Origin of the sequence: Methanolobus vulcani (assembly GCF_006546655.1) — an archaeon.
In the GTDB taxonomy this organism is placed as follows: domain Archaea; phylum Halobacteriota; class Methanosarcinia; order Methanosarcinales; family Methanosarcinaceae; genus Methanolobus; species Methanolobus vulcani_A.
This window is the reverse complement of the sequence record NZ_VIAQ01000020.1, coordinates 185,699-198,580: the sequence shown is the minus strand read 5'-3', so window position 1 is coordinate 198,580 and position 12,882 is coordinate 185,699. Positions and strand designations below refer to the sequence as shown.

General features: G+C 37.8%; 15 protein-coding genes. 8 read left to right on the top strand and 7 right to left on the bottom strand.

The window, feature by feature from the left end; all coding sequences use genetic code 11:
* The first annotated feature begins 401 nt into the window (after positions 1-401).
* Together FKV42_RS13810 and FKV42_RS13805 are read left to right on the top strand one after the other, a co-directional pair.
* On the top strand, positions 402-1,238 hold the full coding sequence (locus tag FKV42_RS13810) for a hypothetical protein (RefSeq protein WP_154810877.1): 837 nt from the start codon (positions 402-404) through the stop codon (positions 1,236-1,238).
* A gap of 176 nt (positions 1,239-1,414) precedes the next feature.
* Entirely contained in the window at positions 1,415-2,335 is a 921-nt protein-coding gene (locus FKV42_RS13805) for a TIGR00269 family protein (protein WP_154810876.1), read from the top strand.
* Here the strand turns inward: FKV42_RS13805 and FKV42_RS13800 are convergent.
* A complete protein-coding gene (locus tag FKV42_RS13800) occupies positions 2,329-3,234 on the bottom strand; it encodes a DUF7847 domain-containing protein (protein WP_154810875.1) in 906 nt (301 codons plus the stop codon). The two genes, FKV42_RS13805 and FKV42_RS13800, sit on opposite strands and share 7 nt — an antisense overlap.
* 460 nt (positions 3,235-3,694) lie before the next feature.
* Between FKV42_RS13800 and FKV42_RS13795 the strand changes: the two genes are divergently transcribed.
* Positions 3,695-3,874: a PLDc N-terminal domain-containing protein gene (locus FKV42_RS13795; protein ID WP_230375728.1), complete on the top strand. Its 180-nt coding sequence runs from the start codon at positions 3,695-3,697 to the stop codon at positions 3,872-3,874.
* Between the two features lie 183 nt (positions 3,875-4,057).
* On the opposite strand, the gene FKV42_RS13790 is transcribed toward FKV42_RS13795, so the two are convergent.
* The 3 genes from FKV42_RS13790 to FKV42_RS13780 all read right to left on the bottom strand — a co-directional run bounded on the left by FKV42_RS13790 (position 4,058) and on the right by FKV42_RS13780 (position 7,291).
* The gene (locus FKV42_RS13790) at positions 4,058-6,073 is read right to left on the bottom strand and encodes a sodium-translocating pyrophosphatase (RefSeq protein ID WP_154810874.1); all 2,016 of its coding nucleotides are present in this window, start codon (positions 6,071-6,073) and stop codon (positions 4,058-4,060) included.
* A 224-nt stretch (positions 6,074-6,297) separates the two neighbouring features.
* The gene (locus FKV42_RS13785) at positions 6,298-6,753 is read right to left on the bottom strand and encodes a hypothetical protein (protein ID WP_154810873.1); all 456 of its coding nucleotides are present in this window, start codon (positions 6,751-6,753) and stop codon (positions 6,298-6,300) included.
* A gap of 85 nt (positions 6,754-6,838) precedes the next feature.
* Entirely contained in the window at positions 6,839-7,291 is a 453-nt protein-coding gene (locus FKV42_RS13780) for a hypothetical protein (protein ID WP_154810872.1), read from the bottom strand.
* A gap of 394 nt (positions 7,292-7,685) precedes the next feature.
* Here FKV42_RS13780 and FKV42_RS13775 point away from each other — a divergent pair, with 394 nt between their 5' ends.
* Both FKV42_RS13775 and FKV42_RS13770 read left to right on the top strand, forming a co-directional pair.
* The gene (locus FKV42_RS13775) at positions 7,686-7,913 is read left to right on the top strand and encodes a hypothetical protein (RefSeq protein WP_154810871.1); all 228 of its coding nucleotides are present in this window, start codon (positions 7,686-7,688) and stop codon (positions 7,911-7,913) included.
* A 255-nt stretch (positions 7,914-8,168) separates the two neighbouring features.
* A complete protein-coding gene (locus FKV42_RS13770; RefSeq protein ID WP_154810870.1) occupies positions 8,169-9,236 on the top strand; it encodes an exonuclease/endonuclease/phosphatase family protein in 1,068 nt (355 codons plus the stop codon).
* A gap of 84 nt (positions 9,237-9,320) precedes the next feature.
* Here the strand turns inward: FKV42_RS13770 and FKV42_RS13765 are convergent, their stop codons facing one another.
* Positions 9,321-9,884, bottom strand: a complete 564-nt coding sequence (locus FKV42_RS13765) for a flavodoxin family protein (RefSeq protein ID WP_230375727.1) — start codon at positions 9,882-9,884, stop codon at positions 9,321-9,323.
* 153 nt (positions 9,885-10,037) lie between these two features.
* On the opposite strand from FKV42_RS13765, the gene FKV42_RS13760 reads away from it, so the two are divergent.
* Both FKV42_RS13760 and FKV42_RS13755 read left to right on the top strand, forming a co-directional pair.
* A complete protein-coding gene (locus FKV42_RS13760) occupies positions 10,038-10,373 on the top strand; it encodes a winged helix-turn-helix transcriptional regulator (protein ID WP_154810917.1) in 336 nt (111 codons plus the stop codon).
* A gap of 220 nt (positions 10,374-10,593) precedes the next feature.
* Complete coding sequence (locus tag FKV42_RS13755) at positions 10,594-11,172, top strand: hypothetical protein (RefSeq protein ID WP_154810869.1); 579 nt, start codon at positions 10,594-10,596, stop codon at positions 11,170-11,172.
* 304 nt (positions 11,173-11,476) lie between these two features.
* Here FKV42_RS13755 and FKV42_RS13750 read toward each other — a convergent pair whose 3' ends face one another.
* The gene (locus FKV42_RS13750; RefSeq protein ID WP_154810868.1) at positions 11,477-11,884 is read right to left on the bottom strand and encodes a molybdenum cofactor biosynthesis protein MoaE; all 408 of its coding nucleotides are present in this window, start codon (positions 11,882-11,884) and stop codon (positions 11,477-11,479) included.
* A 5-nt stretch (positions 11,885-11,889) separates the two neighbouring features.
* The gene (locus FKV42_RS13745; RefSeq protein ID WP_154810867.1) at positions 11,890-12,630 is read right to left on the bottom strand and encodes a HesA/MoeB/ThiF family protein; all 741 of its coding nucleotides are present in this window, start codon (positions 12,628-12,630) and stop codon (positions 11,890-11,892) included.
* Between the two features lie 89 nt (positions 12,631-12,719).
* On the opposite strand from FKV42_RS13745, the gene FKV42_RS13740 reads away from it, so the two are divergent.
* The gene (locus FKV42_RS13740; RefSeq protein ID WP_154810866.1) at positions 12,720-12,878 is read left to right on the top strand and encodes a hypothetical protein; all 159 of its coding nucleotides are present in this window, start codon (positions 12,720-12,722) and stop codon (positions 12,876-12,878) included.
* Positions 12,879-12,882 lie beyond the last annotated feature (4 nt).

Below are 12,882 nucleotides of genomic sequence, written 5' to 3'. Positions count from 1 at the left end.
CAACAAATTCTTTAAGGAGCAAATATTTCGAAATATTATCAATGTCATCTGTTGAATTAAATTCACGGTTCAGAATTCATCCTCCCTATTTTTGTGTTTTCTATTCCATAATTGTTTTCAAAGCTATTCTTGATCAGATTATACTAGTTATACGTTATATTTTCCAATCTTTTCATAATAGATCTGTTACATTGTGATTTTGCTGTGTTATTAGAATTACAAGCTTGATTCGCATGAGTATTATTATGTTATTCAAACATATAATGGTATCTAAATAATCAATGATTATTATTTTTTATTAAATTATTCACAAATCGCGCAATATGCTTAATGATACGGAAAATACATAATGAAATAACACATAATCATTAAAAATAAAAAAACACAATATTTAATCCACCATGCCTAATAAAACATTAAAGAACAAATTTGAAGATGAATCCTTTGAAGGGCTTCTGTATCTTGCAACAATGAATGAGAAAACAGCAGAAGAGACGCTTCACTTTATGTATAATAAAAAGACACTGAGTACATCAACATTTCAACGAGCAAGAAAATTTTTGATGGAAAACAATGCACTTGAAATCAAAAGTGTACTTGGAAAAAAAGGGCTTATTTCTGTATTACATGCAAAACCCGAACCATACCTTGATTATTTAAAAAATCGAGTTAAAGAATGCAATGAATACAAAAAAACAAATCTAATCCTTTCGGACATTGAAATTCGTTACCTAAAATTTATTTTTAATTCTACACTGTTCAAGGAAACATTTTTTAATACAAATCTATTTGGAAAAGCTGAATATGCATATAACGTTTCAATGTTTCTTGATAGTAAAGGAAAGACACATGCTTATGATATCTTTCGATGGATTGATGAGATATTTATATCAATGATTCCCAATCTAAGAGAATTCTACAACAATGGTTTTGAGGATTTATTCTTAGATGATATTCGTACTTTTTTAGAATATGAATATCCAGATGATTTTGTTAAAGCACAAATATCTTCGGTTCCTGTCGAGAAGGCAGAGCAAATTAATTCATATTGTAATGATTTCCTTTCAAGTACTTTTGGGAAGTATCCTCATGTACAATACATGATTAAAAATTCAATAGCCAATAGTTTATTTACAGTTTTTAATTACGAATTTTTAGCAAAAATTTACGTTATTATGGCTTTTGATAGTGGCATAAATATTACTGACACATTCATCAACGATTTTAATATGTTGTGAAGATCCGCAAGGAATAATCATTTATATGTAATGTTTCATATGGAAATTGTCAGTGAGTAATCTGGCATATTTCTATAAATTAAGATTAAAGAACATCGGATATATTCTGGAACTTCTAGTATGAACTATCGGTTTATACCCACATTTTATATAATAAGATTTCATGTCCATAATTAATGGATTCAAAAACGATCAAATGTAATAAATGCAACAATGATGCAATTATTTTCCAGAAATATTCCGGAATGCACCTTTGCCGGAAGCACTTTATAGAGGATGTTGAACGTAAGATAAAACTTACAATCAGGAAGCATTACAGCATCAAAAGAAATGAAATGATAGCTGTGGGTCTGAGCGGTGGTAAGGATAGTAGCACAACACTCTACATACTTCACAAATTATTCGGCAAAAGACCTGATATTGAGATTGTTGGAATATCCATCGATGAGGGAATCGAAGGTTACCGTCCTGATACTATTGAATCCGCACGTGAACTCACATCAAAACTTGGTGTCAGGCACATTGTACGTTCATTTAAAGATGAATATGACACCACCATGGATGAGATAGCTCCACAGCAGAGAGAAAAAGGTGCCTGTAGCTATTGCGGAGTCCTCAGGAAATCACTTATCAATAAGATTGCCTTAGAGATGGGAGCTACAAAACTTGCAATCGGTCATAATCTGGATGATGAAGCACAGACTATTTTGTTGAACCATCTGAAAGGTGATGTTTCACGTATGGTGAGACTGGCTCCTCCCAAGGAACTTGAAGGACTGGTGCTCAGAATGAAACCTCTGAGACACATACCTGAAAAAGAGGTTGCTCTTTATGCTTATTTGAATGACCTTCCTCTTGGATTTGGAGGTTGTCCATATGCTCATGAAGCCATGAGAAGAGAGATAAGGGTAATGTTGAATGACTTTGAAGTAAAGCATCCGGGTACAAAATATGCACTTTTAAGTGGGTTTGATAAGGTTTCAGGAATACTTGGAAGAGAATACCCGCAGGAAGGCCTTCAGAAATGCAGTATATGCGGTCAGGCTTGTACCGAGAAGGTCTGCCAGGCTTGTAAACTGCTTAAACGGGATCAGTAATCCAGCAAGTAATCCTCAAATGAATATAATTTCCTTTCTGTCCTGTCAAGATAGAAACGTGTCAGCCACACAGTGATCAGTGGCTGTATTACGATGGTGCTCAGGAGTAGATCGATTAGTGACCATAACTGAGCTACGATATCAACATAAGATGTGATCTGTCCAACGACTCCCAGTACAAAGGAGATACCCATAATAACCAGCCACATTCCAATCGATGCCAGTTTATTGGAAAGGACAAAAGATACTCCGGTTTCAATTGCAGTTATCGGATCAAGTTCGTCTGCCACAAGCACATAATTTACAAGGAAGAGCAACAAGCTGATAATAATGGTGTAAAAAGCCCATAGGAACATACCTAAGACCAGTAGTGATGCACTGGCAGTGGCCATATCAGGATTTGACAGAAGAATATTGATGTCATCTATGGAGAGAAAACCTGGTACAAGGAATATCACTCCAGCCAGTATCAGCAAAACTATCAATACATTAACAAAGAACAGGTGCAGATAATTCCGCTTGCCTATTATGAACATGGTGCCTATACGAGTGTGCCCTTTTTCAAGTGCTTCTTTGGCCATGCCGATGGCACCGGCCATTATGAAAGAATCAATTATCATATATATAGCAAACAGAAAGATAGAGAAGATTGCTATTACCAGCATATGTTCATAGAATACGGAATACATCAGATCAAACATTTCATCCTGTGTCATACTTGCAGGATCTATTGTATCTGACATTGCAGGGACAATGAACAATATTGTGAACAATATCACCGAGAACATAAGAAAAAAAACAGATGCAGCTATTTTCAATATAAAAGGCACACATAAGTTCAGGTTGCCAGTCCATGTTCCAAATCCCTTGCGAACAAGTGTTCCAATATCCTCTACCATCTATATTACTCCGAAGACACTGACACTACGTTTCTCTATTATTTATTTGCATCCCATATTTAATCCTGATAAATAGAAGAGAGAGATTGATTGCTAAATTTGAAAATATTAAATATGAGCAAAAGTGCAATGCCAAAACAAAAAATATAAATAGCATTATGCCATTTTTAGCGTGTTCTTGCGCGGGTGGCTCTTTTCATACACTAAACCCACTCCCACACTTAAACCCCACTCCCCAAATACATTAAACCCAACCACCCGTGCAAACAAATGTTTTTTGCTATTATTTTTAAACTTAAAGCACTAATAACAGACCGGTAGGTCTCTTCTAATTAAAACATATAGCAGAAAATAAGTAATAAGCAACAGCTACATAGCCAATTTACAATATTTTTACTTCGCTAAGTCCCGGATAAAATATATATAGAGGGTGTAGGCTATCTTTTTTGAGGTGATATTTATGTCAATGTTGTATAACATATGGGGATTAATCGTACTGGCTTCATTTATATGGGTAGTCTATGATATCTTTACAAATAACAAAGGCCTAGACCCAATTAAGAAAGCACTCTGGATCATTGTGGCTTTTCTATTTGGTATATTAGGTGCAGCTGCATACTACTTCCTTGGAAAGAAATAAAGATATAAATATTGACTTTTGATTATTTTGTTTAAAATTAAAATATCCGGATTCGGATATTCTATTCTTTTTTATTGAACACTGAATCGAAAATAGACTTATTGTTAATGGAAATAAGAGTATAAGAATCTAAAAAGAAAAACCATTTCCGGCTTAAGCCGGAATGATTTTTGTATATTTTGTTTAGAACAGTCCTGCGCCAATGAACAGAGATGCGAACAGGATTGCAACCATGTTCACTACTTTGATCAAAGCGTTAAGAGCAGGTCCGGATGTGTCCTTGAATGGGTCACCAACAGTGTCACCGACTACAGCTGCCTTGTGAGCTTCTGAGCCCTTTCCACCATGCTGTCCATCTTCGATGAGCTTCTTAGCATTGTCCCATGCTCCACCACCGTTGTCCATTGTGAGTGCAAGTAAAAGACCACAGACAATGATACCGATAAGAAGACCACCAAGAGCTGCTGGACCGAGTACAAGACCTACAATAAGTGGTGTGAAGATTGCAAGAGCACCAGGTATTGCCATTTCCTTAATTGCGGCTGCTGTGACGATATCGACACACTTACCATATTCTGGCTTTGCAGTTCCTTCCATGATTCCTGGAATTTCACGGAACTGGCGGCGAACCTCGTTGACGATCTTGAATGCTGCCTTTCCTACAGCCTGCATTGTTACAGCACTGAAAACGAATGGAAGCAGTCCACCAATGAAAAGACCTACAAGAACAACTGGCTTGGTAAGACTGAGATCAGCACCTGTAAGATTTACCTTTCCGGTGTAATCTGCGAAAAGTGCCAATGCACCAAGTGCAGCTGATCCGATTGCATATCCTTTTGTGACTGCCTTTGTGGTATTACCTACTGCATCAAGTGCATCAGTGATCTTACGTACATTGGATGGCATGCCAGCCATTTCTGCAATACCACCAGCGTTGTCAGTGATAGGGCCATATGAATCAAGAGCTACAATCATACCGGTTGTTGAGAGCATTGCTGCTGCTGCTACTGAAATTCCATAAAGGCCGATTGCAGGACTTGCTGCTCCACCTACAATGAAGAATGAAGACAGGATACCTATAATGATAATGATTACAGGAAGTGCTGTACTCTCAAAACCAATTGCAAGACCTGAAATGACATTTGTACCGGCACCGGTTTCGGATGCTGCTGCGATTGTCTTTACAGGACGGAATGAAGTTGAAGTATAATATTCTGTGAAAACCACCATGAGAACCATGATAATTACACCCACTATGGATGCATAATAGAAGTTCATGTCTCCCATGAGGGAAGTTGTAACGAAATAGAAAGCAACAAGACAGAGAACTGCAGAGACTGCTACTCCTTTATAGAGTGCTTTCATGATCTTTCCATCGCTGCCGACTTTCACGAAGAAGACGGAAATGATAGATGCGAAGATTGCCACTGCACCAAGGATGAGTGGGAAAAGAATTGCGTTTGCGTATGAATCAAGGATAAGTGATCCAAGAAGCATTGATGCAAGAACTGTTACTACGTATGTCTCGAAAAGGTCAGCACCCATACCGGCACAGTCACCGACGTTGTCACCGACGTTGTCAGCGATTACACCAGCGTTACGTGGGTCATCTTCAGGGATACCTGCTTCGACCTTACCTACAAGGTCTGCTCCTACATCGGCTGCCTTGGTGAATATTCCACCGCCAACCCTTGCGAAGAGACTGATAAGACTTGCACCAAAACCGAAACCGACTACAAGATCAACATCACCGTAAAGAATGTAGAAACCACTTGTACCGAGAAGTGCAAGACCGACCACAGCAAGACCTGTTACAGCTCCACCACGGAACGCAACGGACATTGCCTTCTGAAGGCCCTTTGATGCTGCACTTGCGGTTCTGACGTTTGCCCTTACGGAAACGTTCATACCTACATAACCTGCTGCTGCAGAACTTAATGCACCAACAAGGAATCCGGCAGCAATCTTGCCACCTTCGGGAAGAAGAGCAAAGATAAGTACTGCAAGAATAACAGCAACAATTGCTATTGTTTTATATTGACGATTCAAATATGCCATCGCACCCTCCTGGACGGCACCTGCTATTTCCTGCATTTTCTCTGAACCTGCATCCTCACTAAGGACACTTTTTGCAAAGAAACCAGCAAATAACAAACTAACGAGACCAGCAAGAGGGGCAAGATAAATTAATGCTTCCATATTAAAACTCCTCTCAAAGTTTAATTTTATTCTGATTTTAAATGTAAATTTAGTTGTAAATTTTATAATCGATACTATTATAATTATTATAAAGCAACAGGTCACTTACAGTATGACTTGCTACATAAATGTAACCACGACGGGGTATAATACTAAAGTATAATATATAAAGGTAGGCCGAAATTGTGCACACATAATATGAATATGTCGCTGGGAATAGCTACTTACATTCCCCCGCCTATCTGCATCAGTTCGAAATCTATATCTTCAGGAACATCTACCCTGAAAACAAAAACATTATATCTTGATCTTCTGGCAGCAGAGATAGCTGTTTTTTCCTCATGACTCAGGTTTCCATCTGTACTGGCAATACATAGCGATTTCCTGGAATCTTTCACGAGGAAGTCAAAATAATGGCCATATGCATTCAGAAACTCCACAAGTTCGCTCAATTCTTCCCAGTTCTCACACATATGTGTGCTTTTTGTAGCGGAGTTACTGACATACCAGTCCCTGCTCATATAAGGATATGCAGCATATTGATCCCGAAGGTCATCATGTGCTTTGTGTATCTTTGAAATGTCAGCATTAAGATCAATCCATTTCCAGCCCTGTTCAGAAAAATAGCGTGACGCTACAATTGATACAATCCTATCCTTATCTTTTTGGTCAAGCTTCATTTTAACACCTGTTGCCTATAATGAGGCTTATTGCATTTAATCTTATATTAATACCGTATCCTTATATTTTGTTTAATGAAACAAATCATTCGGGTGGATAATTGAAACAATGAATCGTTTCTGTTGATGTCATGTTTATGCATCGGATAGTTTGCTCAATATCTATAAGATCTTCCTTTGATGAATTTTCGGAATTGATAAGAATACTGCCTTCTATTGATACAACAGAACCAGGAGAAACATACCTGTTTATCTCACTGACCAATGAACGCTGAGTTGAAAGTATTCTTGGATCAGAGGAAAGTACAGGTTCTATTGTGTTAACATAGATGTTTTCGTTCCCACTATTATAAAAAGTCAAGTTGTATTTATACACCACAGTTGAACTATCGTTGCCAGAGTGCCCGGACATAAGACCCTCCACAAATATCAAACCTTCCACAGGAACAGGATCACATGAAAGATTACTTGCACTAAGACCTATAATCACTCCCAGAAAAAGAAGTAATGAACCATGCAGAAATCCTTTGTCTATCATTTTAACCTCGTCATTTACTCATTACAAAGTATATTTATTTTTAGTGACATGAATTTTTCAATCATAAAAAGTAATTCACATTTCATGAGCAACTTAAAGTAGCAAAGGGAGCATGTGTTCTCAAAATATGAAAAACTGGTTGGTATGATTAAATTATGAGACAATGGTGGTAATTTTCGCTCCCTTTGCCAATTAATCTGTATGGCACCCATACTATATAAAATATGACAAATTTGGTATAAAAAATATAAATATGACGATGATAATGTATGGCGATGAAATATATAGAAAGAACACAAGAGATATAAGCGTGGACACAAATATATTATGATTGTAAATATATTAACCCATATGCTGTTATAAAAGGGCCTAAATTAGTATCTGGAGAAAGAAAATGGACTGTAAAACATGTAACTATAAGAAAAATATCCCCCTATTTTCTAAATGTGCAGGTGTCCCTGGAAGAACCCGAGTTGGAACTGCATATTACTGTAGCCATCCGGATATGCAAAACCCGGTACCAGTAATAACTTCTGAAAATGTCCTTGAAGACTGTCCTGTAGACAAAAATCGCCTTGAAATTAAAAAAGAGCTGGAAGAATCAGGGATTATAGAATCCTGAATATTAACAATCTCATAACAACCCACATCTCATTTTTTCTTCATACAAAGTAATAAAGTAATTGTTATTTTGAAAAATAATTTCCAGCTTTTGTAATCTTACATATATGAGTCTTTCAAAAGCTTCATACTACCCTAAATTCAAGTTTTTTATATTCAACTACTCTTAAAAAATATGCAAGAGACATATTAGGACGAACTATAAGTATAAATCAATAGCAACCAACCATATGATATTCAAAAGGAGTATCATACGATGCATAAATCAAATATTATACTTATAATTACCCTTAACATACTTATAATATTAGCCAGTGGCAGCTCAGGTTGTCTTTCTGACAAAGAGACAGCATTTTCAGAAAACGCAAATGTGGATAGTTATGACAATGCAGATGAAACCAACACCCATATAGAGAACAATACAACTTATAAAGATGAAAAAGACGAACATAAAAACTTCAGTGAAGAAGAGCAGTTTGCCTCTATTGAAGATCTTGAAGAAGACTCAAACATCGAAAATGCTCCAGAACCGGAACCTGTGATAAATAATGTTGAAAACCTGAAAATTGGTTCTTTCAATATACAGGTATTTGGTGTTACAAAAGCAGGAAAAGAAGACGCCATGGACACTATTGCGAAAATAGTCCATGAATATGACATCATTGCAATACAGGAAATCCGTGGCTCATCCCAGACAACCATACCTGCACTTATGGATCAGGTCAACTCTGATGGACATCAATATGATTATGCCATAAGTGAAAGGCTTGGAAGAACTTCTTCAAAAGAACAATATGCATACATATTCAACACCGAAACCGTGGAGATTACCGGATACGCTCAGGTATATCCTGAAGCAAACGATAGTGACAGTTTCCACAGGGAACCTTTCATTGCATCTTTCAGCTCAACTGAAGGAAACTTTGACGCAGTCCTTATGGTCATACACACTGATCCTGATGAGGCTACTGAAGAGATTAATGCCTTGGATAATGTCCTGGAATATGCACAGGATATCTATCCTGCTGAAAAGGACTTCATCATCCTTGGCGACCTGAATGCAGATGGGTCTTATTTTGATGAGGATGGAACAAATGACCTTGAAACATATACATGGGTCATAGACAACAGCGTAGATACAACAACAAAAGCCACAAATTATAGCTACGATCGCATAATCCTGACTGATAGTTCTGATTTTACAGGCAATGGCGGAGTTTTCAGGTTCGATCTTGAATACGGACTCGATTATAATGAGACTATAGCAGTATCAGATCATTACCCTGTGTATGCAGAGTTTATTGCAGTGAATGATATGGATTAAATCTGCAATACAGATTTTATCTGTGAAATTTACCAGAAAAAATGGGACATGCAGAATGCATGTCTCTTTATCAAAATAGGATTATTAAGCGAGAAGCTGGGTTCCGGCTATCTTAGCCTGTTCCATAAGCTCTGCGTTCTCTTTTGCCTCACCTGGTGCATGGTGTCCGACATCGATAAAGGTACCTTTGACTTCCATTCCAAACATCTGGAGAACCTGTGTGAACTCATCAAAGACTCCCTTGAAGGCATCAGGTTCAGGATTTCCCTGTGCACCGACTATGATAGCTTTCTTTCCACCAGCAATACGTGGTGTAAAATCAGGATTTACAAGTGCCCAGCAACGGTCAATTACCTGACGCATCTGACTTGTGAATTGGAAGAAATAGATAGGTGAGCCGAATACAAAACCATCTGCATTTTTAAGGGCACCATATACTTTAGACATATCGTCTTTTAGTTTGCATCCATCGACTTCTCTGCAGTATGTGCATCCCTGGCAGCCTTTTATATTCATTTCATTAATGTAGAATTTCTCTACATCTGCCCCTGCTTCTGCAGCTCCGTCAAGAACCTGCTGGACGAGTACATCGGTGTTACCGTTCTTTCTTGGACTTCCTACAAAACCTACTACTTTCATTTTGACCATTTCCTTAAGATAGAATTGTAAAATGTATTATATTCAAAAGGTAGATGTGTTTGCACTATATTTATACAGTATACAGTCATTTTTGATAGCAGCTAACAAAAAGTATAGTAATGATAATATGAAGAAAAATATGGAGGAGACATTTTGGAAAGCATGAAAAATACTGAATACAGCTGCCCTGTGGAAGCCACACTTGGTGTTATCGGAGGGAAATGGAAAACACTTATACTCTGGCAGCTAAAAGAAGATGTGCTTCGCTACAACACACTTCAACAGATGTTGCCCGGCATATCTCCGAGGATGCTGACAAAACAACTCCGGGAACTGGAAGATGATGGGATTTTGAATAGGAAAATGTATCCTGAAATACCACCAAGAGTTGAATATTCACTTACTGATTTTGGAAAAACCATTATCCCTGTACTGGAAGCACTGGCACAATGGGGACTCACATATATGGACATAAGACAGGACAAAAATGAGAAATGAATTAATGGAGAAAATATATACCACAAATTATTAAATATATTAAATATAATAGTGCATTGGTATAGTGAATTTTAGTCCTGAGGTGTGGCTTCTTTCTCTGAATCCTCCTAGTAGTTCCCAGCCCGTCTAACGTGGTATCCACACCTCAGAAGAATTCGCATAATATAATTTGATTGGAAAAATATATATTGCTAAAGACTTTCTCCTTTTAGGTGATGATATGAAAGCAAAACTGCTATGCACATGTATTTTTATTGTAGTATTGCTTGCTGTGATATCCGGATGTGTGGAAGATTCAAGTGAGAATGATAAAACTGAAACAACTGTCATAGTTGTAAATGAAACAGAATTCTCACAGGTTATGGAAGAAGCAAATACTGCCTATGTAAAGGCATTGATATCAACCAGCCAGAAGAATGTTAATGCTTCCACATCTTCTATTGATGAACTGGTAAGCAAGCTGACCTACGTGTCAGATACATACGGAGAAAATCCTCCTGAAATGTATGTCAATGATAAGGATTGGAAGACAGAAATTAAAAGAGCAGTGCTGATTGCAGAGCATTCACAGGAAATGCTTGAAGTAGAAGGAGACATTGAAGCCGCACATACAGGACTTGAACCTATGAGGGATCTTTTCTTCAGTCTGCATGAAAGGAACAATGTCCTGCACATGGGAGATTATCTTACTATTTTCCATATGACCATGGAGGCAGCAATTGATGCGGCAAGTATCAATGATACCGAAACAGTTACAACATACATTCCAACACTTAAAAGAGAATGGCAGGATGTATAAGATGCCGATATTCCATATACTGCAGATAGTAACTATAACCAATCACTTGCAACTGTAGATACTGCAATAGAGGTTCTGGAAGAATCAGCAGCAACTGAGGATGCAATTCAGGTGCAGGAAGATGCTGAAAATCTCAGGCTTGCGTTTGCAAAAGTATTTGCAAAATACGGTATTGTAATTTCCTGAATAAAGTAAAAGGAATAAAATGAACAAAAAGTGCATATTGTTCTGTACTTTAAATTTTCAGTAAGGATCGAAAATGAAGAACGATGAACAAAATAAGCACAAAAATTTCAAAATTGAATCAGGAATTGTGGGCTTCCCCGGGAATCCAGCGTTCTCCTGATTCTCCAATTTCTTTTTTCCATATGGGGACACTTTCCTTTATACGCTCAAGGATGTATTCACATGCATCAAAAGCAGCCTTGCGGTGTCCAGCACCTACTATTATCAGGAGTATGTTCTCTCCCACAGGAAGGTCACCAATACGGTGAATGACCTCAACACTCTCAATTTCAAATTTCCCGAATGCTTCATCTTCTATAGCTTCAAGTTCATTGACGGCCACTTCTTCGTAGACCTCGAATTGAAGCATGTCCATGCCATCGTCCCTGACCGTTCCAAGAAATGTGACCAATGCACCCATTTTAGGAGTTCTGGCATTTGAAATCATAGCATTTACATCAAAATCATCATGTGTTATCTTAATCATGAATCTCACTCCTGTAATTTGGAACCTGTGCCGCATATCTTACAATCAGGCCTTCTGGAAACTTTCATGTATTCCATCTCTGAAGAAAGTCCGTTCCATATCAGCAGCCTATCAGTCAGAAGATCGCCTTTTTTAAGCAGGTATTTGATGGCTTCGTTGACCTGTATCATCGCTATGATCCCCGGAGTCACACCCAGCACAGGAAATACCTCGGTTGGTGTGGGAGATGGGAAAACACAATTAAAACAAGCACTTTTTCCCGGGATTATTGTCATTGCCTGACCGTCAAAACCACGAATTGCACCATGGATCAATGGAATTCCTTTTTCATAAGCAATCTGATTGAGAAGATATCGGACAGGATAATTGTCCATTGCATCAATAATAAGGTCTGCATCACCTACAAGCTCCCTTACATTTGATTCATCGATCGTAATGTGGAATGTCTCTGCCTCAATATGAGGATTAATCTCACGAAGTTTATCACCAACAGAGAGAACTTTTTCCCTGCCAATGTCATTTTCCCAATGAAGCACCTGCCGGTTGAGATTTGTTTTCTCAACTGTGTCCTTGTCTGCAATACGCAAGTGACCTACACCTGCCACTGCAAGATAGAGTGCCACAGGACATCCGAGTCCTCCTGCGCCTGCAATGAACACACAGGCATCTTTTAGACGCTCCTGACCGTCCTCACCAAAGAGCATGATCTGCCTGCTGTAACGTTCGAGTTCATCCTTGTCTAACATAAGAAATGTCCTTTTAAAATGTGAATGTTTAATATGTAATTTAGTATGTAACTATCAAGTAAATAATATGAGGTCAAAGGTTATCCCTGTTGTTATATAAAAAGGAGGCAACTACTATCCTTACCATTGATATTGCCAGGTCTGGTGGACTTACAATCGTTGGTTTTGTACAGGACAGGAAAAAGAACGTTTATTCATATGGATACGAGACAATTGATATTCCCGACTCAATAGATGATTTTTTGTAAAACT